Origin of the sequence: Salmonella sp. SAL03688, from assembly GCF_046551895.1 — a bacterium.
GTDB classification, from domain to species: Bacteria; Pseudomonadota; Gammaproteobacteria; order Enterobacterales; family Enterobacteriaceae; genus Salmonella; species Salmonella enterica.
In genome coordinates, this window is record NZ_JBGDVI010000014.1 from 57,328 (window position 1) to 81,799 (window position 24,472).

The 24,472-nt window shown below is 51.4% G+C and carries 22 protein-coding genes and 1 pseudogene; 6 read left to right on the plus strand and 17 right to left on the minus strand.

The genetic code is table 11. The features are described 5' to 3' along the window. Positions 1 to 6: 6 nt before the first annotated feature. The 6 genes from ACLJR2_RS15150 to pmbA form a co-directional block, all read right to left on the minus strand. On the minus strand, positions 7 to 783 hold the full coding sequence (locus ACLJR2_RS15150) for a DUF4311 domain-containing protein (protein ID WP_000478578.1): 777 nt from the start codon (positions 781 to 783) through the stop codon (positions 7 to 9). 22 nt (positions 784 to 805) lie between these two features. Further along, entirely contained in the window at positions 806 to 1,108 is a 303-nt protein-coding gene (locus tag ACLJR2_RS15155; protein ID WP_000975187.1) for a DUF4312 family protein, read from the minus strand. Further along, the gene (locus ACLJR2_RS15160; protein WP_000435389.1) at positions 1,108 to 1,470 is read right to left on the minus strand and encodes an SFCGS family glycine-rich protein; all 363 of its coding nucleotides are present in this window, start codon (positions 1,468 to 1,470) and stop codon (positions 1,108 to 1,110) included. Before ACLJR2_RS15160 ends, ACLJR2_RS15155 begins: the two co-directional genes overlap by 1 nt. A gap of 10 nt (positions 1,471 to 1,480) precedes the next feature. Next, on the minus strand, positions 1,481 to 1,819 hold the full coding sequence (locus ACLJR2_RS15165) for a glycine dehydrogenase (RefSeq protein WP_001255103.1): 339 nt from the start codon (positions 1,817 to 1,819) through the stop codon (positions 1,481 to 1,483). Between the two features lie 277 nt (positions 1,820 to 2,096). Next, a complete protein-coding gene (gene cybC / locus ACLJR2_RS15170; RefSeq protein ID WP_001232230.1) occupies positions 2,097 to 2,483 on the minus strand; it encodes a cytochrome b562 in 387 nt (128 codons plus the stop codon). 98 nt (positions 2,484 to 2,581) lie between these two features. Further along, complete coding sequence (pmbA, locus tag ACLJR2_RS15175) at positions 2,582 to 3,934, minus strand: metalloprotease PmbA (RefSeq protein WP_000852995.1); 1,353 nt, start codon at positions 3,932 to 3,934, stop codon at positions 2,582 to 2,584. A 95-nt stretch (positions 3,935 to 4,029) separates the two neighbouring features. On the opposite strand from pmbA, the gene yjgA reads away from it, so the two are divergent. Further along, complete coding sequence (gene yjgA, locus ACLJR2_RS15180) at positions 4,030 to 4,581, plus strand: ribosome biogenesis factor YjgA (RefSeq protein ID WP_000166287.1); 552 nt, start codon at positions 4,030 to 4,032, stop codon at positions 4,579 to 4,581. A 55-nt stretch (positions 4,582 to 4,636) separates the two neighbouring features. On the opposite strand, the gene iolH is transcribed toward yjgA, so the two are convergent. From iolH to iolD, 5 genes are all read right to left on the minus strand, one after another. Next, positions 4,637 to 5,521 (minus strand): sugar phosphate isomerase/epimerase IolH, encoded by an 885-nt coding sequence (iolH, locus tag ACLJR2_RS15185; RefSeq protein ID WP_000683955.1) that lies wholly within the window; start codon positions 5,519 to 5,521, stop codon positions 4,637 to 4,639. A 52-nt stretch (positions 5,522 to 5,573) separates the two neighbouring features. After that, positions 5,574 to 6,389: a 2-keto-myo-inositol isomerase IolI2 gene (gene iolI2, locus ACLJR2_RS15190; RefSeq protein ID WP_001019385.1), complete on the minus strand. Its 816-nt coding sequence runs from the start codon at positions 6,387 to 6,389 to the stop codon at positions 5,574 to 5,576. Positions 6,390 to 6,549: 160 nt separating this feature from the next. After that, positions 6,550 to 7,776: an MFS transporter gene (locus ACLJR2_RS15195; RefSeq protein ID WP_000661780.1), complete on the minus strand. Its 1,227-nt coding sequence runs from the start codon at positions 7,774 to 7,776 to the stop codon at positions 6,550 to 6,552. A 72-nt stretch (positions 7,777 to 7,848) separates the two neighbouring features. Further along, positions 7,849 to 8,871 carry a D-chiro-inositol-2-dehydrogenase IolG2 gene (gene iolG2 / locus ACLJR2_RS15200; protein WP_000736098.1) on the minus strand — a complete coding sequence of 341 codons (1,023 nt, stop codon included), beginning with the start codon at positions 8,869 to 8,871 and terminating at the stop codon, positions 7,849 to 7,851. Positions 8,872 to 9,051: 180 nt separating this feature from the next. Beyond that, positions 9,052 to 10,992, minus strand: coding sequence for a 3D-(3,5/4)-trihydroxycyclohexane-1,2-dione acylhydrolase (decyclizing) (gene iolD, locus ACLJR2_RS15205; RefSeq protein ID WP_000849472.1), 1,941 nt, complete (start codon positions 10,990 to 10,992; stop codon positions 9,052 to 9,054). Between the two features lie 416 nt (positions 10,993 to 11,408). On the opposite strand from iolD, the gene ACLJR2_RS15210 reads away from it, so the two are divergent. Then, positions 11,409 to 13,346 carry a bifunctional 5-dehydro-2-deoxygluconokinase/5-dehydro-2-deoxyphosphogluconate aldolase gene (locus ACLJR2_RS15210; RefSeq protein ID WP_014343940.1) on the plus strand — a complete coding sequence of 646 codons (1,938 nt, stop codon included), beginning with the start codon at positions 11,409 to 11,411 and terminating at the stop codon, positions 13,344 to 13,346. A 60-nt stretch (positions 13,347 to 13,406) separates the two neighbouring features. Continuing rightward, entirely contained in the window at positions 13,407 to 14,573 is a 1,167-nt protein-coding gene (locus tag ACLJR2_RS15215; RefSeq protein ID WP_001111176.1) for an MFS transporter, read from the plus strand. Here ACLJR2_RS15215 and iolI1 read toward each other — a convergent pair. The 5 genes from iolI1 to reiD all read right to left on the minus strand — a co-directional run bounded on the left by iolI1 (position 14,570) and on the right by reiD (position 19,877). Continuing rightward, positions 14,570 to 15,403 carry a 2-keto-myo-inositol isomerase IolI1 gene (gene iolI1 / locus ACLJR2_RS15220; RefSeq protein WP_000976927.1) on the minus strand — a complete coding sequence of 278 codons (834 nt, stop codon included), beginning with the start codon at positions 15,401 to 15,403 and terminating at the stop codon, positions 14,570 to 14,572. The genes ACLJR2_RS15215 and iolI1 overlap by 4 nt on opposite strands. Beyond that, on the minus strand, positions 15,404 to 16,747 hold the full coding sequence (gene srfJ / locus ACLJR2_RS15225; RefSeq protein ID WP_000678388.1) for a lysosomal glucosyl ceramidase-like type III secretion effector SrfJ: 1,344 nt from the start codon (positions 16,745 to 16,747) through the stop codon (positions 15,404 to 15,406). Between the two features lie 97 nt (positions 16,748 to 16,844). Beyond that, positions 16,845 to 17,855 (minus strand): inositol 2-dehydrogenase IolG1, encoded by a 1,011-nt coding sequence (iolG1, locus tag ACLJR2_RS15230; protein WP_000172704.1) that lies wholly within the window; start codon positions 17,853 to 17,855, stop codon positions 16,845 to 16,847. Positions 17,856 to 17,873: 18 nt separating this feature from the next. Next, complete coding sequence (gene iolE / locus ACLJR2_RS15235; RefSeq protein WP_012601329.1) at positions 17,874 to 18,794, minus strand: myo-inosose-2 dehydratase; 921 nt, start codon at positions 18,792 to 18,794, stop codon at positions 17,874 to 17,876. A 258-nt stretch (positions 18,795 to 19,052) separates the two neighbouring features. Next, on the minus strand, positions 19,053 to 19,877 hold the full coding sequence (gene reiD, locus ACLJR2_RS15240) for a myo-inositol utilization transcriptional regulator ReiD (RefSeq protein WP_000332219.1): 825 nt from the start codon (positions 19,875 to 19,877) through the stop codon (positions 19,053 to 19,055). 122 nt (positions 19,878 to 19,999) lie between these two features. Between reiD and ACLJR2_RS15245 the strand changes: the two are divergent. The 3 genes and pseudogenes from ACLJR2_RS15245 to iolB all read left to right on the plus strand — a co-directional run bounded on the left by ACLJR2_RS15245 (position 20,000) and on the right by iolB (position 22,657). After that, positions 20,000 to 20,302: pseudogene (locus ACLJR2_RS15245) on the plus strand (hypothetical protein). 15 nt (positions 20,303 to 20,317) lie between these two features. Then, positions 20,318 to 21,823 (plus strand): malonate-semialdehyde dehydrogenase IolA, encoded by a 1,506-nt coding sequence (iolA, locus tag ACLJR2_RS15250; protein WP_000450729.1) that lies wholly within the window; start codon positions 20,318 to 20,320, stop codon positions 21,821 to 21,823. 24 nt (positions 21,824 to 21,847) lie between these two features. After that, on the plus strand, positions 21,848 to 22,657 hold the full coding sequence (gene iolB / locus ACLJR2_RS15255; protein ID WP_001534487.1) for a 5-deoxy-glucuronate isomerase: 810 nt from the start codon (positions 21,848 to 21,850) through the stop codon (positions 22,655 to 22,657). A gap of 352 nt (positions 22,658 to 23,009) precedes the next feature. Here the strand turns inward: iolB and iolT2 are convergent, their stop codons facing one another. Next, positions 23,010 to 24,446, minus strand: a complete 1,437-nt coding sequence (gene iolT2, locus ACLJR2_RS15260) for a myo-inositol import MFS transporter IolT2 (RefSeq protein WP_000083109.1) — start codon at positions 24,444 to 24,446, stop codon at positions 23,010 to 23,012. Positions 24,447 to 24,472 lie beyond the last annotated feature (26 nt).

Sequence of the window (24,472 nt, forward strand, 5' to 3'; positions counted from 1 at the left end):
CCTCCGTTATTTGCCGCTGAGCGAGTTGTGGATCAGTTCAAGCCAGTTCGGTACCGTCATGTTGAAAGACTCGATCATTTTCATGTCGAAGCCGCGGAAGAAGCCGCTCAACACAAACAGCAAAACGATGGCGACCATCATCACTTTGGTGACATGGTTCCAGCCGCTCTCTTCTACGCCTTTACCGATCAAAATACCCAGTACCAGCCCCGGTACGGCGTTCCCCATGATGAGCTGCGCCGCGCCGCCGAAAACGGTGGCCCAGAAGCCCGATTTTTTACCAGCGTCGATCGCCGCTAACCAGAAGATCACAGGCATGACGATATTGACCAGCAGGTTTGCCGCCGGTACCAGCACCTTAACCGCCGTCACCTGTAGCGCTTCTGGCACGGATGAGGCGGTCAGGTTAAGGAACGTTACGACAATCATGCCGATGACGGCGCAGGCGATCGCCATTTTTTTCGGGTCGTGCAGCGTCTCGCCGACGTTACGGTTTTTGATCATTAGCGCCGCCGCGCCCCAGTTAGGGATGATGCGGTGATCGACATCCTGGGTGAACGATCCGGCCGCCACAGACGACGCCCAGGCGTTAAAGAAGAAACCCAGCCCAAAGGAGAAGTGAGATGCCGGGTCGCCTTCACAAGAGTTGAGTTCGCCCAACGTACGGAACGCGCCCATCCCCTGCGTGGTTGGCGCGTGAAACATGCGTGCAGCCCCAGCGCCCACCCCTACGCCGACCAGCGCGCCGATAATGAGCGATTTAATTAGTATTATCAGGAACATAACTATGCCTTTTTAATAAAAATCAGCGTTTCGCGACGAAATCCACCCTGTCGAGATTGATGGCGGTCACGTTGACGGTCACATCCAGCTCCACGCTGTAAGTGCGTCGTTCCCGGCGCAAAAAGAAAAACAGAAAGGCCTCTTTACGCACCGACTCATGCGCCTGAACAATCCGCACATCCTGTGGCTCAATACGCAGTAAGATATACGGCGACTCTCTCATCACCGCCGACTGAACATGGTTCAGCGCATCGGCAAAGGCGCGTGCTTTGGCGTCGCCCTTGCCTTTTACTCTCACCGTGGTGGTGAATTGCTCTTTCATCATCAGGCGCCGTATTTCTTTTGCCACGCCTGCACCAGGCGCTCGCCGAGCTCTTCTTTATCCATAAAGCCGAAACCCAACACGTTGCAGCCTTCATTGATAGCGGTGACGCCTTCATCCACTGACCGCATTCCATATTTGGCTTTGTAGCCATGCTTGTTTTGCGCGGTGATAGCGCCCGCGCCGCCGCTGCCGCAAAATGAAATGCCGAAGGTGGCGTTTTCCGCTTTCATCACATCGCCCAGCTTCATGTCTGCCGCGACGCCCGGTACGACGACCGCGCGACCGCCCGCTTTTTCCACGCCTGCCGCCACTTTCTGGCCTTTACCCAGGCGATCGCCAATCACGACGGTAATCTGTTCCATTTTTTGCTCCTTAGAGGTTGTCTTTCGCGACTTCAAAATGTACCGATAATAGCCAGGCTTCTTCGTCAGGAAGGTTGCCAAACGCCGCCACGATTTCGCGGGCGAGCGCCATTGATTCGGCTGAGATTTCATCAAACAAGCTGGCATCGACTTCCGGTAAAGGCTCGCCGGTAATTGACCGGTGCGCCATCGCGCGAACGTGCGAGGTCAGCATTTGCGTCTGTACCGCATTGGGGACAATGTGATGCCGCCCCAGCAGGCCATCCACCTGCGTTAACACCTGTTCAGCCAGTTCGTTAATTCGCTCACCGGCATCGTGTTTTACTGCTCCGTTATCCACGCGTCTCACCCCGTTAATGGCAATGAGATAAAACTAGCGGTAAGGGTTAAAAGTTTGTAGCGAGTTATTTTCCACCTCGAAGTGGAAACGCGAGTGGGATAGGTGATCTGCGCCACAGAAAAGGCGGCATTAATGAATTATCGCCGGGAAAGTGTGAGATCTATCGCAGCATAAAGAGGAAATGGCGAAACAATAACGTTGTCGTCTAAAGTGAGAAAGTGTGATGGGTATTACAGTTTGCCGGATGGCGACCTACGGATAAAGCGAAGCCGCCATCCCACAAAAATTAACGATACTTCTTATGATACGTATTGCGGGTGGTTTTTAGCGCTTCCGCCGCCGCTTTCGCTTCTTTAACGTTACCTTCGTTCGCCAGCTTCAGCGCGCCATCAATTTGGCCGACCAGAATGTCAAAACCGTGACGAAAATCCTTCATTTCCGGGCTATCCGGCGCTTTATCTTCCAGCTTTGGCGGCATAGCTTTTTGAGCATCCAGCGCGGCCGCGCGCATTTTGGTTAATGCCGCTTTCAGCTCAGGGGCACTATCCGTTTTCTCAACAACTTTCAGGTTATCATTGAGAATATCCATATTATCTTCAAGATCGGCAGCAAAAACAGCCGAACCGAATACCAGCGATGACACAGCAAGAATAGCTAACAGGCTTTTACGCATTGCTCACTTCCTTTTTTATTATTAACGATAAATGTAATACCCTGAATAATTCGAGTTGCAGGCAGCCAACGCGCCTGCAGCCTGAAGTATGACGGGTATTATTGTCCGGCGATTTTCATCTCCGGTAACAATACCGAACCACACTGTATATTACTGCGCGTTTCAATATCATCACCTACGGTGACAATATTACGCCACATCTCTTTTAAATTACCGGCAATGGTAATTTCACTTACCGGGTACTGGATTTCACCATTTTCAACCCAGAATCCCGCAGCGCCGCGGGAGTAGTCGCCGGTAATACCGCTGACGCCCTGGCCCATCAGTTCCGTCACTACCAGGCCGGTGCCCATCTCTTTTAGCAATTGCTCAAAGTTCAGCCCCTGCCCGGCGATACGCCAGTTATGAATGCCGCCGGCATGACCGGTACTTTTCAGCCCCAGTTTGCGGGCGGAATAGTTGGTCAGCAACCATTGCGTCAGTACGCCATCCTTCACAATGTCCCGGCGCTCTGTACGCACGCCTTCGCTGTCGAACGGTGAAGACGCCAGCCCTTTTCGCAGATGCGGGTGTTCTTCGATGGTTAACCATTCTGGCAGAATTTGTTTGCCCAGCGAGTCGAGCAGAAAAGTGGATTTACGGTATACCGCGCCGCCGGCAATCGCCCCGACCAGATGACCAAATAGCCCTGTCGCCACTTCATTGGCGAAAATGACCGGCGCTTTCATGGTGGAGAGCTTGCGCGGCGACAGGCGGGATAAGGTGCGGCGCGCGCACTCGGCCCCGACCCATTCCGGCGCTTGCAGATCCGCCATTGCCCGACCGATGGTGTAAGCGTAATCACGCTCCATATCACCGTTCTCTTCAGCGATAACGCAGCTTGAGAGCGAATGGCGCGTGGAGCAATATCCCTGCAACATGCCGTGGCTGTTGCCGAACACTTTAATGCCGTAATGGCTGTTAAAACTACCGCCTTCGGTATTGGTGATGCGTTTATCCGCCTTTAGAGAAGCCTGCTCCGCACGCGCGGCCAGTTCAATGGCTTCGTCTGGCGTAACCTCTGCCGGGTGGAACAAGTCCAGATCCGGCGCGTCAAACGCCAGCAGTTCTTTGTCCGCCACGCCTGCGCACGGGTCCGGCGACGTGTAACGCGCGATATCCAGCGCGGCCTGCACGGTACGGGCAATCGCCTGCGGACTTAAATCCGTCGAAGAGGCGCTGCCTTTGCGGTTCTGGTGATACACCGTAATGCCCAGCGCGCCGTCGCTATTAAATTCGACATTCTCTACTTCACCATAACGGGTGCTGACGCTAATGCCGGTGGTCTTGCTGACGGCGACCTCCGCCCCATCCGATTTGCCTGAGGCTAACTCCAGCGCTGTCGAAACTGCTTCTTCCAGAATCTTACGCTGCGCTTCAACTTGTGAGATTACTTTCATTGCAAATGCCATAATGTAGAGAGAGTTTCTCTGAAGTCTAACAGAGAACCGTTTTTCAGTGCGCATCTTAACTGGTAACATTAGCCTCTTTTTTTAAGGAGCCTGACATGACAAAGCAGCCCGAAGACTGGCTCGACGACGTTCCCGGTGATGACATCGAAGACGAAGACGATGAAATTATCTGGGTCAGTAAAAGTGAAATTAAACGCGATGCCGAGGAATTAAAACGCCTGGGCGCGGAACTGGTGGATCTGGGGAAAAACGCGCTGGATAAGATCCCGCTGGACGCCGATCTGCGCGACGCCATTGAACTGGCCCAGCGAATCAAAATGGAAGGACGCCGCCGCCAGTTGCAGCTTATCGGAAAAATGCTGCGCCAACGCGACGTTGAACCTATTCGCCAGGCGCTGGACAAGCTGAAGAACCGCCATAATCAGCAGGTGGTGCTGTTTCACAAGCTTGAGCATCTGCGCGATCGTCTGATCGTCGAAGGCGATGACGCGGTAGCCGAAGTACTGACCCTGTGGCCGCACGCCGATCGTCAACAGCTTCGTTCATTGATCCGCAATGCGAAGAAAGAGAAAGAAGGCAACAAACCGCCGAAATCAGCGCGTCAGATCTTCCAGTATCTGCGCGAGCTGGCGGAAAACGAAGGGTAATTGCCGCAAATGACCGCGCCAGCCTGTGGCGCGGTACAGGCAAATCCACCCGTTTTTAACGTCCGAGTAGCTCCCGCTCGATCCGCTCGCGCGTTTCCACCGCCTGAACACTCATTTTTTCAGGATAACCAAACAGCGACGTGGTGATAATTGCCTCACCGCCCACCTTAAACGTGCGGTTTGCAAAATCCATTTCACGCAGCGCCTGGAATAGCGCGTCAAAATCGACCTCACCTTCTCCCAGCCCGATGTGCTGATGAATCGTCGCATTCACGCCAGGCGGGTTCATGATGTAGCGGCAGGGAAGCGTGTGGTTGTGCGTATCGGCCAGCAGAACATGCGAAAGATCGGCCCCGGCATAGTTCAGCATCCTTGCGACGTCGCCCTGCCCTTTATCGTAAAAGAAGCCATGCGGTGCGCTGTACAGATAGGTCACGTTATCACTACGCAAAGACTGCACCATGTCGACCGTCTCATCGTTCAGTTCGCAGAAATCCCAGGGGTGAGACTGAATTTCGATTCGAATTCCCTCTCGTTCCACGATCGGCAGCAGTTCCTCCATGGAGCGATACCACATCTCTTCACAAATCTCCGGCTCATCCGGCGTCCCGGAAAGCTCGGTATTAATCACCTGTACGCCCATATCAACGGCAATCTCAATCATCCGCTTCCAGTTGGTTACCGCGGCGCGCCGACGCTCTTCATCGGGGCCGGACCAACGATAAACCACAATAAATGACGAGATTTCCACACCGTAGTTCTGCAAGGCGCGTTTATATTCCTGCATGGTATCGCGACCAGCTTTAGGGTGTTTATAAAACGGATTAATACGCGGGTGCGGCGACTGCTCAATATATTTATACCCCCACTCGGAAACCTGCCGTACCATTTGGGTAATGGGTAAATGTTTAATAACATCGACATCAAAAGCAATTTTCATTGTAAATACCACGCTGCGGAAACTGAAAACGGTCACCTGGAAATTAGCTGCATCATTGCAACAGCAATGACACGCTGCGATTAATTTGTTCCTCTATTTCCGCCTCACTCCAGGAAGCCAACTGGGAAGAAAAAGGTTCAAAAGCGTAAATACCGCGATATCCCATATTTTCCAGACGCTGCACCTGCTGGTAATTCTGCATTACATCCTTTTCACTCAGCATAATACGCTGCTCATCAGCCAATGCTTCCGTTGGTCGGGTGTCTTCCACACCGGACAAATGCACCAACCCGATAGCAGAAATATCAATGCGCGACGCAAACTCCTTTTCGGCCTCTTCGTACAGATGATGATGGAAGGTATCCAGCAAAACCTTAAAGGGGGAACCTGCTTCCCGGATCAGTTGCTGAGCCCAGACGGCAGAACGCAGCGAACTTATGCGGAATCCCAAAGGTTCAACCAGCCCCTGAATATCATACCGGGCAAAGAGATCGCTCAGTCGTTTTATTGCCTCAACCGTAACCTCCGGCGGCACAATCGTTCCGTCATTCAGCGGACAAAGAACTAATGCCCGCGCGCCGACTCCCTGCGCGTCTCGTAATAATCCTTCCGTTTTTTTTACGACCTCCTCGGTCAGTTGGTTGAAGGGATAGACCGCATTAATTGTGACAATTTCAAGTCCATACTTTTCTGCCAGGTTACGCACCTGATTATAATTCAAGTCATCAGTAACGCTGCCGCTTGGCATATCATTACGCAATTCCACTTTATTAAACTCAAGACGTTTAACCAGTCGAAAGAATGCTTCTATGCTTAGACCCGGTGCAATTTTCCGGTTAATACAAAACCGTGTTTTCTCGATATTCATTATTTTCTCCCTGAACGTATATGAGTGGTTAAATAACCGTAATCCGTTAGTACAATTTAACGTAGGGTGAAAAAACCGGCTTTATCAATCTTGATAAAAACCGGTTTAATTTAGTGATGAACATCACAGGCTATAAGGGATTTTTGAAGAATATTTGAAGCTATTTTTCGCCAGGCACTTTAAGAAACTGCACCAGGATGCCGCTGAATAAATAGAGCCCCGCCATAGTATACATCACCACGCCGGTGCCGAACCCTGCCAGAACAGAGACCAGCGCTGGTCCAACGAAATTCCCCAGGCCGGAGCCAAAGTTCACGGCCGAGTTCGCCGCCCCCTTCTTATCCGGCGCCATCATCGGCACCAGCGGCGTCATTGGCACAAAGCCAGCCAGCCCGGCTCCCCACAAACACATCGCCAGCATAAAGGCGACATAGTTATGCCCCCATATCATCGGCACCCAGTAAACAATCAGCGTAGCGACACCGGTCAGGATGCTGCCAAAAATCTGGATAGTTCGGCGAAAACCAATTTTATCGCCCATCCAGCCAAAGATAATGTTGAAGACCTGGTTAGAGATAAAGGTAATCCCCCAAATACTCGCCCATTCCTCAAGCGTAAAGTGCTTATCCAGCAGAAACAGAGGTAATACGACAACAAAACCATAGGTGCCAAGACCGTTAATAGTTTTGACAATCACCGCCAGACCGATCCGTGGCCGTTCATACATAATGGAGATACCCGCAGATAACTCTTTGAAGACCGGCGTCGTTCGCGGTTTCAGAATGAATTCATTGCGTTCCAGCACCAGCATGAAGAGAACCCCCAGCAGCGCAACGCCCATCCCGGCCCACATCACGTTGATATGCCCCAACGCAGGAATTAACGACGCCGCCACTACCGGCCCAATGATGGTAAAACCAAGGTTATAGACCACCCAAAATAGCGAGGTGCCGATCCCTTGCTGGTGATTATCCAACTGGATGGTCAGGCGTACCAGGAAGGAGTAACAGACCAGCGGATACCCCACGCCACGCAGCATATAGGTCACGAGAATGGCGCCAAAATCATGGCTGGGTAGCGCAAAGTTCAGAAACGCGACGGAAGCCAGAAGATAGACGATAAAACCGGTAACCATCACCTTTTTAGGACCAAAAACGTCCACACAGACGCCGGATAGCCAGGAGGTAATCGCGACCACAATCCCATATCCGGCAAAAATCTGCCCGATATGCGCTTGATCAAATCCCTGCGTATTTAACCAGGCAGATAACCAGCTGTTCTCAATACAGCCGCCCAACATAAATAAAAATGTTCCCAGGTAGCTCCAGATAAACTTACCTGGTTTTATATAAAATGTCTGGGGCAGCGTTGCCTGCATTTCTTTCATTTTATTACCCTCGGTATAGAAAAGCTCTCACACTTTTCAGTGCGAGAGTTTATTCATTATTAACAGATGCAGTTAAAGATAAATATCGCTTGTTATTTTCACCGGCAGCCCGCTTTTTAATGATTGCTGCGCGGCAATAGCGATACGCTGGGCCAATAATGCGTCTTCGCCGGTACAGACAACCGGCGTATGATGCAGGACTGAATCAATAAAGTGTAATATTTCCGTTCGGTAAGCTTCGCGATAACGAACCGTGAAATCAGGAAGGGGATTTTTCATTATGCAGTGCTGGCTGTTGAAAACTTTCACCGTCGATTCACTAACGTTATCCGCATACGCCATCCCTTCTGAGCCAAAAACCTCCACCCGTTGGTCATAGCCATATACCGCCCGACGGCTGTTATCAATGAGCGCGTAGCCGCCGTTTCTGAAAGTCAGCATCACCGCAAGCGTATCAACATCATCAATATTTTTCAGGCTGGGATCAATCAGCGTATTGCCCTTAACATAGACTTCGCTGACTTCATCCTGCATCATAAAACGAGCCATATCAAAGTCATGCATGGTGAAGTCAAAAATCAGACCGCCAATACGTTTGATCAGATCATGGGGTAGCAGGTCCGGATCGCGGGAGGTGATTTTTATCATCTGGGGCCGACCAATCTTGCCGCTGCGCACCAGCTCAAAGACCTCGTGAAACTGAGGATCAAAACGGCGGTTAAAGGCAACCTGCAACGTCACCCCCTTCTCTTTCACTTTTCTCAGCACCGCCATTGAGGCCTGCTCATCTTCATTCATGCTGAGCGGTTTTTCACAAAAAATGTGCTTCCCCGCCTGCGCTGCCGCCGTGACGATCTCTTCGTGCATATCCGTTGAGGTGAAAATAAAAACTGCCTCTATATCATCACGCTGTAAAAGTTCCTGATAATTTTTATACCCTGAAGTTATATTTACCGAATAAAGCCAATCGCTCATCTCCTCAATAAAATAATCGGCGGCGCAGATAATATCTAATTGAGGCAGTAAATACATATTCTCAACATGCATTTTACCTACCCGACCGAGGCCAATAACACCACATCGAAGCTTTTTCATTCGTACCTCTTAATCTCATGAATAGTAAATTTAAAACCGCAAAAGAAAAGCACCCGTAATTCTGCGAAAAACGGATCGTTTTATTTTGCCGTTCTGAAAAGCAAACAATGCGTTGACGCTGTATCGTTCAGGTTGCAGAACAATAACCACACTTCTGCAACCTGAACGACGGCAAATTAATCAGTACTGCCGGGCCTGTCCGATATGTTCCTCAAGCATACGCGCTACCGCCTGGATACGTTCGCTACGGGATACCTGCGCCCCGCCAACGCGCCACCAGCTCAGGTACTTATGCACCATCGTTTTGGGAAGCACTTTTATGTCTATCAGCGTGCTCACGGTCTGTTTACGAGCATCTTCCAACGCTTCATGCAGTTGTTCAATGGTGGTGACGCGATAGCTTTTACAGCCATATCCTTCAGCGATGCGAGCGAAATCGACCGGGATAAACCCGCCTTCCTGACGACCGCTCTCCTGCTGATGGAAACGAAACTCGGTGAAGTAACTGTCCATACCGTGTTCCATTTGCAGATTATTGATACAGCCGTTGGTCATGTTATCGAGCAAAATGACGGTAATCTTTTTCCCCATCTGGACGGAAGTGACCAACTCAGAGTGCAGCATCATGAACGAACCGTCGCCCACGAAGCTGTACACCTCGCGCTCCGGCTGCGCCAGTTTGGCCCCCAATGCGGCATTGACTTCGTAGCCCATACAGGAGTAGCCGTACTCGACGTGGTAATCATTCTCGCCGCGGCTTTGCCAGACACGCTGGAGGTCGCCCGGCAGGCTGCCCGCCGCCGCCACCACCAGCGCGTTTTCCGGCAACATCCGGTTAAGCACGCCCAACACGCGCGTCTGGGTCAGCCACGACCGCGTAATCTCATTAAACTCTTCAAACACCTTTTGAGTATCCATATGATCCTCAATTTCAGGTTTGAAGTCCTCTCCGCTATATTCCACAGCATAGACGCGCTCAACTTCCGCCATATATTGCGAGCGGACGCGGTGAATAGTCTCCCCCCATTGCGAAGCATAATGCTCCTGGGCCAGCCGTTCGCTAAGCTGCGTCAGGGCGACGCGAGCGTCACCCTGCATCTGTACGCCATCCAGCTTGAAGACATCAAAGCGGCTAACGTTGATATTTAAGTAGCGCACGTCGGGATTCTGGAAGATCCACTTTGAGGAGGTGGTGAAATCGGTATAGCGCGTCCCTACACCGATAATCAGATCGGCCTCCTGCGCCAGCAGATTCGCCGCCAGTGAACCGGTTTCGCCAATCCCGCCGACGTTCAGCGGGTGTGCAGAACTGAGCGCTCCCTTGCCAGCCTGGGTTTCAGCAATCGGCAGATGACAGCGTTCGGCAAATCTCAGCAGCGCCTCTTCAGCCTGCGAATACTTCACGCCCCCACCGCAAACGATCAGCGGCCGCTGGTGGCGGCGAATCAGCGCAACCGCCTCGTTCAGCATCGGCTCCGTCGGCGCGTGACGCTCAAGACGATAGACCCGGCGAGCGAAAAAATAATCCGGATAATCCCAGGCTTCACCCTGCACATCCTGTGGCAGGCAAAGCGTCACGGCCCCCGTATCCGCCGGATCGGTTAACACCCGCATCGCGCTGATACAGGCGCTCATTAGCTGTTCCGGACGCGTAATGCGATCCCAGTAGCGGCTAACTGCACGGAAAGCGTCATTGGTGCTCAGCGTCAGATCGTGTTCTTGTTCAACCTGTTGCAAAACCGGGTCGGGTTGACGAGATGCGTACACATCGCCCGGCAGCAAAAGCAGTGGAATACGGTTAGCCGTCGCGGTCGCCGCTGCGGTGATCATATTGGCGGCCCCTGGCCCCACTGAGGAGGTGCAGGCATAAATCTGATGGCGACGCATCTGGCGGGCAAATCCCGTCGCGATATGCGCCATTCCCTGTTCGTTACGCCCTTGATGAACGCTAAGTTGGCCACAGTCCTCTTCCAGCGCTTGCCCCAATCCGACGACGTTCCCGTGGCCAAAAATGGCGAAAATCCCTTTTACAAATTTGATTTCGCTGCCGTCTACGTCGATGTACTGATTATCAAGAAAGCGCACCAAAGCCTGCGCCATGGTCAACCTGATTGTTTTCATGTACCCCACCTGCTTTTATCAACCGTTCGGCTGTCGTTGCCTGCTTATGCATCGCTTCAGCCCCAAAAACACAGAGACTTATCATAGGATCAAAATTTCCGTTCTCACAATTATATGGAATTTATATTTCATTTATGGGAAGGAGATCAAAAAACGGTTAAAAAATTTCGCCATTTAGGCGTATTTTTCATGAAAATGAAATTTATCTTCCATGTGCTTTTAAAAGAAATAACACACTAATAATCAATCAATTAAAACAAAAAACACAACAAAAAACGATCATACGCGTTGCCCGGAAATGCCATTTCTGTGATCTTGTTCAAACAATAAATGAAAACATTATTTCCATTTTTATTGAAAATGAAATCACCAAACCTTAGTATGGGCAAAAATAACACCGTCTTCTGTTAGGGGATATGTCAATGAATAAAGCAGTCAGTAGTGAGCAAAAGCCGCTGGACGTTATCTGTCTGGGACGAGTCGCCGTTGATTTGTATGGTCAACAAATCGGGTCGCGGCTGGAGGATATGACGACTTTCGCTAAATATTTAGGGGGATCGTCAGGCAATGTTGCCTACGGCACGGCCATTCAGGGATTACGTTCCGCTATGCTGGCCCGCGTCGGCGATGAGCATATGGGACGTTTCGTTCGTGAAGAATTAAACCGCGTTGGTGTGGATACGCAGTGCCTGCTGTCGGATCGCGATCGTCTGACCGCGCTGGTGATCCTCGGCATTAAAGATCAGGACACCTTTCCTCTGATCTTCTACCGCGATAACTGCGCGGACATGGCGCTAACACCCGAGGATATCCGCGAAGATTACATCGCTTCTTCACGCGCATTAGCCGTCACCGGTACCCATCTTTCTCACCCCAATACGCGCGCCGCCGTTCTTAAAGCGCTGGAGTATGCGCAAAAACACGGGCTGCGGCGGGCGCTGGATATCGACTACCGCCCCGTACTGTGGGGCCTGACGTCGCTAGGAGACGGTGAAACACGTTTCATCGCCTCATCACAGGTTACCGAACAGCTCCAGCAGGTATTGCGCCATTTCGATCTGATCGTTGGGACCGAAGAAGAATTCCATATCGCCGGCGGCAGTACCGACACGCTGACCGCCCTGCGGCGCGTCCGTCAGTTGACCCAGGCCGTACTGGTGTGCAAACGCGGCGCGCTGGGCTGCTCAGTCTTTGAAGGCAACATCGCCGATGACTGGTCGCAGGTGAAGATACATAGCGGCGTTCGCGTAGACGTTCTGAACGTTCTGGGCGCGGGCGATGCCTTTATGTCAGGACTGCTGCGGGGATACCTGAACGATGAAAGCTGGGAGCAAGCCTGCCGTTATGCAAACGCCTGCGGCGCGTTAGTGGTATCGCGCCACGGTTGTGCCCCCGCCATGCCAACCAAAAAAGAGCTGGACGACTACCTCGCGCGTGAACAATCCATCACCCGGCCAGACAAAGACCCGCGGCTGAATCACCTTCATCGGGTCACAACCCGTAAACAGCACTGGCCGGAGCTGTGCGTATTCGCCTTTGACCATCGCAAGCAACTGGTGGATATCGCAAATGAAGTCGGCGCCAGTGAATCCGCGATCCCCCCCCTGAAGATGCTACTGCTGGAAGGGGCACGTCAGGCGGCGCTTGAGGCCGGTTTACAGAATAATAGCGGCATCCTTGCCGATACCACCTTTGGTCAGCAGGCGCTTAACGACGTGACCGGCCAGGGATGGTGGATTGGCCGACCGGTTGAGATGCCCGGTTCGTATCCGCTGAAGCTGGAACATGGCGATATTGGCTCTCAGCTTGTCAGCTGGCCGCAAGAGCACGTCGTGAAATGTCTGGTCTTCTATCATCCACTCGATGCAGAGTCGGTACGTCTTGAACAAGAGGCGCTCATTGACGAGGTTTACCGCGCCTGCTGCCAGTCTGGTCACGATCTGCTGCTGGAAGTCATCTTGCCGCGCGATGCGGCAGACCAAAATGAGCAATACTATCCTCAGATTGTGGAACGTTTTTATCAACTGGGGATCCTGCCGGACTGGTGGAAACTGCCGCCGTTAAGCCCAGATCGTTGGCGAGAAATCAGCCAGCATATTGAGCATTATGACCCTGAATGTCGCGGTATATTGATACTTGGCCTGGACGCACCGGAAAGCGAGTTGAAGTCAGGATTCGCCGCAGCAGCGGATATGCCCTGGGTGAAAGGTTTCGCCGTCGGCCGGACCATCTTTGGCGAACCGTCACGCCAGTGGTTAGGCGGCCAGCTTAACGATGAACAGCTCATCGCAACGGTGAAACAAAAATACCGCATGCTTATCGACTACTGGCGCGAATACCGCCCGGCACGTTAATGCCTGCCTCATCACGCCCCGTGTCTGCATCGGACAAGGGGCGTGTTCAAGGACGATTCCATGCCAGCTCTCACACAACATTCCACATCGATCACGCTGTTTCGCATCAGCGCCGCGATGTTTCTCAACTATCTGACTATTGGCATCCCGTTAGTCATGCTGCCGCTGTACGTTCAGCAGCAGTTGCATCTGAGCGATCTGTTGATCGGTATCGCGGTAGGCAGCCAATTTATCGCCACCTTGCTTACCCGGGGCGCCGCGGGTCGAAAAGCCGACACGTCAGGCGGACGTCGGACGGTTATCACCGGTCAGTTCTACTGCGCCGCATCAGGTCTGCTGATGCTGGTCAGTCTAATCGCTCACCCGGTTCCGCTGCTCGCATGGGCCATAATGATTGTTGGTCGTGTGCTGCTGGGCATCGGTGAAAGTTTCATTTTGACCGGTAATTTAACCTGGGGGATGTGGCTGGCGGGCTCGACCCACGCGGGTCAGGTTATTTCCTGGAACGGCATGGCGACCTACGGTGCGCTGGCTATCGGCGCGCCGCTGGGGCTGTCGCTTTACGCCAGGGCCGGCCTGGCGCTTCCGGCGCTCCTCGTCGTGCTGTTGCCGATCATCGCCAGTGGAGTCATCTATGGCATTCCGGGGAATATCCCAACAGCCCGTCCCCGCGTGCCAGTGCTACGGGTAGTCGGCCTGGTGTGGCGGCCCGGAACAGGGCTTGTGCTCCAGGGCATTGGTTTTGCCACCCTAAGCGCGTTTACCGCCCTCTGGTTCAACGAGCGTCACTGGGATAACACCGGTTTTGCGATGACGCTGTTTGGCATTGCGTTTATCGCTGTCCGCTTTTTCTGCGCCAAATTTCCCGACCGTTACGGCGGCGCCACGGTCGCAACCTTTTCACTACTGGTAGAGGGGACCGGACTGGCGGTAATGTGGGCCGCTCCGTCAGCAGGCGCTGCGCTGATTGGCGCGGCGATTACCGGCTGCGGCTGTTCGCTGATGTTCCCATCGCTGGGCGTAGAGGTTGTGCGCAGAGTGCCACCGGAGATTCGTGGTACGGCCCTCGGCGTCTGGTCAGCGTTTCAGGATCTGGCCTACGGATTTACCGGACCAATAGCGGGCCTGCTGACGCCGTTTATCGGCTATCAGCAGGTCTTTCTTCTGGCCGCGGCCTGCGCGCTGCTGGGCGCGGCGGTTGTCCATCTCCTGCTGCGGCAACATTAAGCTGTTAAGAAGGGGCGAGTCTTTTCCGCCCCTATCGCAAAGACTTCGCTGGCAGCCATCTGCCAGTAGCCAGGGTTAAACAGTTCCAGCGAACAGATCCCCTCATAGCCCTTCTGCACTAGCTCATGCGTGATCTCATGCAGTGGGATCACGCCGTTGCCAGGAAACAGACGATGGCAATGCTCCAGCGTTGCCAGCGGCAGATTATCGGCGTCATCAATATGGTAAACGAAGATCTTTTCCACAGGGATCTGGCGAAGCGTGGTCAGATCCCGCCATTGATCGTGCAGGTAAAGGTTAAAGGCGTCGACGACCAGCCCGACATTACTGCGATCGACCGCATCTACGATCTCCATCGCCATGGCAAGACTGCGCACACAGCATCCTGCGGAACCGATCGGCTCAAAGGCCAGCCGCATCTGGCTTTCTTCCGCCACTGCCGCCATCTCGCGCAGACGCTTCACTGAATCTTTCACCGTTTCCCCTGGCGGAAAATTTCCCCCCTGACGAATGGTGGGCACCACTACCAGACAATCACCCCCCACCACTGAGCCAGCATGGCAGGCGAAAGCCAACTGCCGCCGTTTCTCCGCCCAGCTTTCGCTATCACAAAACGTAATGTCTTCCAGCGAATTGTAGCCCCAGGGCTTAAGGTGGCCGACGGCAAAAATGTCTGCCAGCTCGCTTAACGTATGTTTCTGCAACCACTCCTGCAACATATCCAGACGGATTTCGATGTAGTCATAGCCAAAACGTTCCGCCAACACAACATCCTGTGCCAGCGTGGAGTTTCGCATACAGGTCGCTTCATTAAATCCCAGCTTCATCATTCAGATCGACTCCTGCCGCCATAGCAACGTACTGGCGCCTGACGGCGGCAGCGTTAACGCGATCTCTTTATCGCCATCCAGCACCCGGCAACGCCTTTCCTGTACATCGCGGTTATACACCACCAGCACACGCTCGCCGTCGGGATTCACAAATCCCACCTCTTCCAGAAGATTATCGTAACTTGAAGAAAGCATGACCCTCGCCCCCGGACGCACATAGCGGCAGAAGTGGCCAATACCATACCAGGAGTGGTTACGCCGCAGCACATCGTTTTGCGCATCGTATTGAATGGGCGCTTCACACAGATTACCCTGATGATTCGGCCCACCCTCACTGTTCAACAGCAGATTCCAGTCGATAAACCCGCTACAACCCGATTTGAAATTACCAATCATGTCATGGAGATAGGTATGCCAGTGGCGAATCTGGCTACCGGCATCGCTCTCCATTGGCACACAGCCTTCGGAAAACAGGAGTTTTTTATCCGGCAGGCACTGGGCCAGATACTGTATTTGCGAAAAATGATCGCCGGTATACCAGTGGAATGCCAGCCCGTTAATTCCCTTATAATTAGCTTCGTCAGCAAAGGCGAGTTCAGCCCAGTCTACCAGGCCATCTTTATCGTGATCCCAGATATAGATCTCCATCTCATCCATACCCTGCCGGGCGAGGCGCGGACGCAGATACTGCACGGCAAAGGCTGTCTCCTCTTCCACGCTATACAGACAGGAGTCCCAGGTTTTTACCGCCACCGGCTCATTCTGCACGGAGAGCGCCTGCACATTAATGCCGTGGCGGCGGTATTCCAGCAGGTAGTTGATAATGATATCGGCCCAATCGGCGTAGCATTCGCGCCGCAGCTTGCCGCCACCGTTCATATCGTTATTAGTTTTCATAAACGCCGGCGGACTCCACGGCGAAGCCATCAGCTTCATGTGTGGATTTAACCGCAATGCCCCGGAAATCAGCGGTATTAAATGCGCTTCATCGCGGGAAAAGGAGAGCCGTCCCTGCTGCAGGTCAGCGCTGGAATCGACATACGCGTAATTGCCCAGGGAAAAATCACAGCTCTGAATTGGCATCCGCGCCAGAGTGTAATTATGTTCCTGAGCAGAAAAATAAAGGGAAAGAAATTGCGCCTTCGTCTTTTCGCTCATGCTGTTGAATACCACGCCCGCACCTTCGGTAAAGCTGCCGCCGAATCCGTCAATCTGCTGTAACGTGTGGCGCGGTAAGACGCTGATTAATTCACTGCAATCACGCTGACGATGCGAAAAAGAGACCGCACGCTCAACAAGGAATTGCTGACGATACGGATCGGAAGAGATGAGTCTGCCTTTCATAGGGAAGTTCCGGATAAAAGAAGATAATAAATTGTGATATGCCGGATAGGACGCTTAAGCATCGCTATCCGGCAGAAGGTTTTAATACGCGGAAGGTTTATTTGTAGAAATCAGGTTTTGAGGGTAATTCAACAATCTCGGTATTCCCTGTTTCCTGAGACTTCACGCAGGCATCAGCGGTAACCGCAGCCAGATAACCATCCCATGACGTTGGGCCTGCCGGCGGCAATCCTGCGTTCAGGCGATCGAAGAAATCCTGGAACTCAATGTCGTAGGCATCAATAAAGCGCTGTTTCCAGTCAACCAGGATATCGGTGCTATACTTCGCCGCTTTCCGTACCGCGGCGCTGGCGACGGTTGGCAGCTCCGCCATTCCTTTCTCGCCGGTAACATCGCAGTGAATGTCATAGCCATACTGGCAGTTCACAAACACTTCAACCACAATATTGATGCCGGAGGTGGTTTCCATTACAACCAGCTGCGGATCACGCAGAGTGGTCACCAGGCTGGACTGACGCGGGAAGTAAACCTTAACGGTTTTATAATCTTCGTTAAGCAGCCAGTGCATAACGTCAATTTCATGAATCAATGTTTCATAGATAGCCTGTGGCGTTTTGTATTCTGGCACCGTGCTGGCATTGTAATGACGTCCATGAACCATTAATGGCTGACCGATTTCGCCGCTGTCGATAATATTTTTCAGCTGAACGTAACCTTTGTCGTAGCGGCGCATAAAACCAATCTGCACCATGCGCTTACCATTTTTCTGCTCTGCTTCAATCACACGCTGACAATCCGCAGCCGTCACCGCTAACGGTTTTTCGCAGAAAACATATTTGTTAGCATTTAGCGCGGCAACGGCCACATCGGCATGCGCCTCATTTGATGCGGTAATGATGACCACTTCAACGTCTTTATCATTAATCAGATCGTGATAGTCATTATAATCTTTGGCTTCGATCGCATACTTATCCAGCGCCGCCTGCGCCCTACCCGCGACGATATCACATACGGCAACAACCTCTACACCCGACACGGTGTTGGCCAGACGTCTTAAGTGATCGGAGCCGATCATGCCGATACCTACAATACCTGCTTTTAAAGTCATTTTCTGTTTCCTTTTCAATTAAAGATAATTTTTCAGTAACTCATCAATATGCTTTTTACCTTTTTGCGCATATTCCAATGGGTTATATTTCTTAGGATCCTGCTCGGCCTCAACAACAATCCAGCCAGAATATTGATGCCCGACCAGATAAGCTAATACGGATTTAAAATCAATATTTCCATCGCCGGGGACGGTAAACACACCATCAAGGAAAGAATTGAGGAATGATTTCTTCGCGAGGCGACATGCTTTGAGTTTTTCATTACGCACATCTTTAAAATGAACGTGTTTAATACGATCAAAATGTTTACTCAGTAGCGGCATGACATCGCCGTCAGAAACATATATATGCCCGGTATCAAACAGCAGATGTACAAATTGCGGATCGGTATTCTCCATGAGTCGATCCACTTCTGGCAGAGTCTGCACACCGGTGCCCATATGATGATGGAAAGCGAGCTTCAGCCCGTGCGCATTGGCAATCTTCCCAAGCGCATTAAGTCCTTCGCATAAAAGCTGCCATTCGCTGTCGCTGAAGTTAGGCTTCTCTGTATAAACGCACTTATCGATAATACCTTGAATACTATAAGTTTGTTCAGAAACAACGGCGACATATGCATGTATTGCCTGCAAATAAGCACAATGCTGTTCAAAAGCATTCATCGCAGATGCAATACCATCGCGAATAATAAAGGAAGAAAACCACTGGCCTGGTATTTCCAGTCCGCGAAGCATTAACTCTTTATTTAACTCAGCAGGATCCTGCGGATAACAACCGCCAACTTCCGTCCCGGAAAAACCGGTGAGCGCGGCATCACTAAGTATTTGTTTATATGTATTTTCTTTACCAATCTCAGGAATATCATCATTGCGCCAACCGATAGGCGCAATCCCCAACTTAATGCTCTTTTTTACATTGTACATGTTGCTGGCTCCCACTTAATGAAACGCTTTTACTGCATACCGCGATGCAAATTAACCTTTGATGGACAACATATTACTTTTTGTAGCCTGAAAAACTTTATCTATCCTGGTTGAAGAAGTGGGATAAATGCGTCAGGTATCACAAAAAAATCATCACTCTTTAATGATATTGCCAGACTTTTCGCGCTATAGATAAACGCATAAAATATACCGACAAATAAAAATGGCCGCAGTATTGCGACCATTCTCATGACGATTAAATTTTAGCAAGAATTAATATTCAAATAATAAATAATTAGCTTTACGATAGTCCTTGCGATATTGACCGGGCGTTTTCCCCACTTTATTTTTGAAGTAATTCTGAAAATGACTAAGGTTGCTAAAGCCAACACGATAGGCAATAGAGGTGATCTTTTCGCGCCCGCCTTCATCCGTGGTTAGTAACGATTGCGCCTCCCCCAGCCTACGTTTTATCAGGTAATCCATCGGTGAATAACCATAGCGGCGTTTAAATTCATGGGAAACATAATAAGGACTGACATTAAATTTCGTCGCCAGTGTATCCAGCCGAATTGGCTCATAGAAATTGCGATCAATATAGGATTTTATTGAATCAAGTAAATTTTCATGGCGCTGTATGGCATCGTTACCTGTGCGTAATAAGACATTTCCCTCAATGTATTTGAGTACTACCTGGGTCAATAGCTGCGCCATTGCTGGCCCTTCTACCGCATGCTGATTAATAACGGTAAACACGGAGCTCATCAGTTTTTCCACCGTCGCATAATGGTGATACAGTGGAATAACCGGCACAATATCATCCGGTATTAGCGCATTCTCACGTAGACCCGGACACGAAATATTGTTAATCCCACAACAAATAGTGCCAATTGGTCGCCCGCTTTCCAGATACTCATCATGCACCACCTGGCTGTTATAAATGACCAGGTCGCCTTTACGAACCGGGTAGATGCGATCGCCAATGAAATACTCCCCGTCTCCTTCGGTGATAAGAATCAGTTCAACGGTCTGTGGGTGCATATGCATGAACCGGACAAACGGACCATTGCTCTCACTGACCTGACTCACATACGCCAACTGGGGCTGAGCCTTATTCTCTCGTTCTGAAGGACAGAAGCACAAGCGCATGATTTACCCTCCAATATCCGAAACTGTGGTGCCGAAACACCCCTGAAATTTGAATTTTTATACCACACCAAATGAAACAAAAATGCTATATAGATCATAATTTTTTCCAAATCTTTCCTCATCACAACAGACAACCATTGATACCACACCAAATAAAAACAATAAAAATCAATAATTTAATTAGAATTTTGGTTTTTTGCTGCACATAACCTCGTATAAAAATCAGTCGTCAAATTTTCAAAATAAAATTTCATAAAAATAAATTTGAAATTTTTAATCCTAAAATTTACATTGAATACGGTATGCGTTTTAGGCTGAAGATAACCAGGCTTTCCTGTGACCGCTCAGTCAGAACGTCGTCAACATCGGTTTAAGAGGATAAAAAAGAGATGGAAACAGTCGGCAATTTTATTCATGGTAAAACGACACTGAGCAGCAGCGGCGAGACGCTACCGGTGACTAATCCGGCCACCGGTAAAGTAATTCGTCAGGTCACCCAGAGCACCCGAGAGGAGATGCTGGCGGCAATTCAAAGCGCACATGAGGCTTTTCCGGCATGGAGTAAAATGACTCCGCTACGCCGGGCACGTATCCTTTTTGAATTCAAAGTATTACTGGAAAAGCATCGGGACGAACTGGCGGCGCTGATCGTCAGCGAGCATGGCAAGGTCTGGTCAGATGCGCTTGGCGAACTGACGCGCGGCATAGAGGTTGTCGAATTTGCCTGCGGGATCCCGCACCTCAGCAAAGGAGAGTACTCCTTTAACGTCGGCTCAGGCGTTGACAGCTTTTCATTAATGCAGCCGCTTGGGGTTGTGGCAGGCATCACACCGTTTAACTTCCCGGCAATGGTGCCTATGTGGATGTTCCCGGTTGCTCTGGCTTGCGGCAATACCTTCGTCCTGAAGCCGCCCGCACTGGTGCCGTCCGCATCGTTACGTATGGCGCAGCTTCTGCAGGAGGCTGGCCTGCCGGACGGCGTGTTTAACGTTGTTCACTGTGGCAATGAGGCGGCTAGCCTGTTGACCAGCGACCCTCGCGTACAGGCCGTCAGCTTTGTCGGTTCCTCCGCCGTCGCGGAACATATCTATACCACCGCCAGCGCCCATGGCAAACGCGTACAGGCCTTCGGGGCCGCCAAAAATCACGCAATCGTCATGCCGGATGCAGACCTGGACGCCACCGTCAACGCCATTATGGGCGGAGCATTTGGTTCCGCGGGCGAACGCTGTATGGCGCTGCCGGTAGTGGTCGCGGTGGGCGATGAAACGGCGGACCGTCTGATCGAACGCCTGAAACCGCTGATTGCGGCGCTACGTATCGGCCCGGGAGAGCTGCGCGGCAAAGATGAAAATGAAATGGGCCCGGTTGTTTCACGTGCTCATCAACAGAAAGTGTTGGGTTACATCGACAAAGGAGTTAGCGAGGGAGCAACTCTGGTCATGGATGGCCGCAACTATAGCGTGGCGGGATATCCTGAAGGCTTTTATGTCGGCGGCACTCTGTTTGATAACGTCACGCCTGAGATGACCATCTGGCGTGAAGAAATTTTTGGCCCGGTTCTCGGAATTGTGCGCGTCCCGGATTATGCCACCGCCATTAGCACGGTAAACTCCCATGAATTCGGCAACGGCAGCGTGATTTTCACCACCAACGGTCACTATGCGCGCGAATTCGCCCAGTCGGTTGAAGCTGGGATGGTCGGTATTAATATTCCAGTTCCGGTTCCGATGGCATTTCACTCTTTTGGCGGCTGGAAGCGCTCGGTGTTTGGCGCCCTGAACGTCCATGGGCCGGATGGCGTGCGCTTCTATACCCGGATGAAAACCGTTACCTCGCGTTGGCCGAACGGACAGCAGATCGTATCGGAGTTCAGTATGCCGACTCTCGGTTAATACGCTTTCAGGAAGGAGAAGATTATGGCCAACTTGCTGAGTACCTGTACCTCTGAGTCGGGAAATATCCAACACATTTCCCCTCAAAATGCAGGCTGGGAGTATGTCGGTTTTGATGTCTGGCAGTTAAAGGCTGGAGAGTCGATAACCCTGCCGTCCGATGAGCGTGAACGCTGTCTGGTGCTGGTTGCCGGGCTGGTCAGCGTTAAGGCCGCCGACAGTTTTTTCTATCGGATTGGTCAGCGCATGAGTCCGTTTGAACGCATTCCGGCTTATTCGGTTTACCTCCCCCATCATACGGAGGCGAAAGTGACAGCCGAAACCGACCTTGAGCTGGCCGTATGCAGCGCGCCGGGATTCGGAGAGCTTCCGGTACGTCTGATCTCGCCACAAGAGGTCGGGGTAGAGCATCGGGGAAAAGGGCGCAATCAGCGCCTGGTGCATAACATCCTTCCTGATAGCCAGCTCGCCGACAGCCTGCTAGTCGTTGAAGTGTACACTAATGAAGGCGATACCAGCTCCTGGCCCGCGCACAAGCACGATACGGCAGTTGAAGGCCAGGAGACCTATCCGGAAGAGACGTACTATCACCGTTTCAATCCACCTCAGGGATTCTGCTTACAGCGCGTCTACACCGACGATCGCAGCCTGGATGAATGTATGGCGGTCTATAACCGGGATGTAGTGAAAGTACCTAAAGGCTACCACCCGGTTGCCACCATCGCGGGTTACGATAACTACTATCTGAACGTGATGGCCGGCCCGCTACGAAAATGGAGTTTCACCTGGGAAGAGAACCACGCGTGGATTAACTCACCAGACTACCCGCGATAACACTTCGTTGAGTGGTACTTTGCCAGCCGTCCTCTGCGGCTGGCTTTTTTATTCAACTCAGCGCCACACACGCTCATAAGATCGCTATCCGCCTTCTCTTAAATTATTTCCCTGTTTTGTATATAGCGTATTTACGGCACGGCCCCCACCAGGAATACGCAATAAAATAATGATGCAGAAGAAGACTTACCCTATTTGCCGATATTATTATGGATCAAGTAGTTACGTAGAGGTGGTAAACACTGGGGAGGTTTCAACAGGGTATATCCTGTGCGCACTCGCTGGAGGGAGTAAAGGTTGTGTAACCAGCGGAGAATATCCCTGGATATTCTCCGCTAATATTGGAGAGGTATCAGGCTATTACATCGCGACGTTTCCCCTGAATTTCACGCAGCTTGTTCTCGGCCAGCCGTTCAATTTCTGTTAGCGGCACCCCTTTTGTTTCCGGCACATAACGAGAAATAAAGACATAGCAGACCAAATTAAAGACGACAAAAATCCACATCGAGAAAGCGCCGCCGAAGGTCTCCTGCAGCCAGGTGTTATCATTTATGACCGGGAACAACAGTGAGATGAGGAAGTTGGCTATCCACATCAGACTCACCGCCAGCCCCATCCCAAAACCTTTTATCTTTTCAGGGAAAACCTCAGAAATCAGTACCCATGCGCCAACGCTCCAGCTGACGGCAAACAGCAGCATAAAAAACAGGATGCCAAAGATGGTAATGTAGCCTGTATCGTGGGTGTACAAACCGTATGACGCGATCAACAGGCCGACAATTGAGCCGATGGTACCAATTTTCATAATCGGTATACGGCCATAGCGGTCGAACAGGATCATGCCGATAAAACTGCCCACCACATTACATACCGCGATAAAAATGGTCTGGAACATAACCACTTCGGTACTGCTGTTCTGCAACACCAGCGGCGCATAATAGTTCATTACGTTAACGCCTGTGAACTGTTGCAAAACGGCGATACAGCATCCAACCAACAGAATATAGCGGAGCACCGGCGAGCTTTTCAGGTTGGTGCGTTCTCCCCCGGCGACGTTGTCCTGTGGACGTACGGTTTCTTTCATGCTGTCAAAAATAGCGGCCACATCTGTGGCCGTTAATCCACTGTAGATCCGGGTAAGCACCTTTATCGAACGAGCTTCGCTGCGGTTGTTACGGGCGCACCATGCCGGTGATTCGGGTAGGAAAAGCGTAATCGCTAACATCGCAATGGAGGGTACCACTTGGGCAAAAAGCATAGTCTTCCAGCCCTGGGAAACCAACACATCAGCAGGCATTCCTTTTGCTATCAGATAGTTGACTATAAACACGATAACCTGGCCAGATACCACGGAGATATTGTAAATGCCCAGCGCTTTGCCGCGAATTTCAGCAGGCGCCAGTTCAGACATATACATGGTGGATGCCGTTCCGGCCATCCCAACCGCAAAACCACACACAATGCGGGAAAGGGAGAAGATCATGAACGATTCACTCATCGCCGCCCCTAAGGAAGAAGCGATAAAAATGATCGCAATGATCAGAAGCGCAGGTTTACGCCCCAGTTTATCGGCAATTTTTCCACCGACCAGCGCGCCGATGATACAACCAATCACGATACTGGAAACGGCCCATCCGGTCTCGGTTGGCGTCAGTTGGTAATACTGCTGTAAAGGCAATACCACCCCGGTAATCACCGCCGTTGAATAACCAAACATCAATCCAGCCAGCGCCGCAATACAACACAGGACGTACACATAGGCCGAATTGTACTTACTTCTCTGAGACATAATCCCTCCCTTGCCTGTTGAGGAAA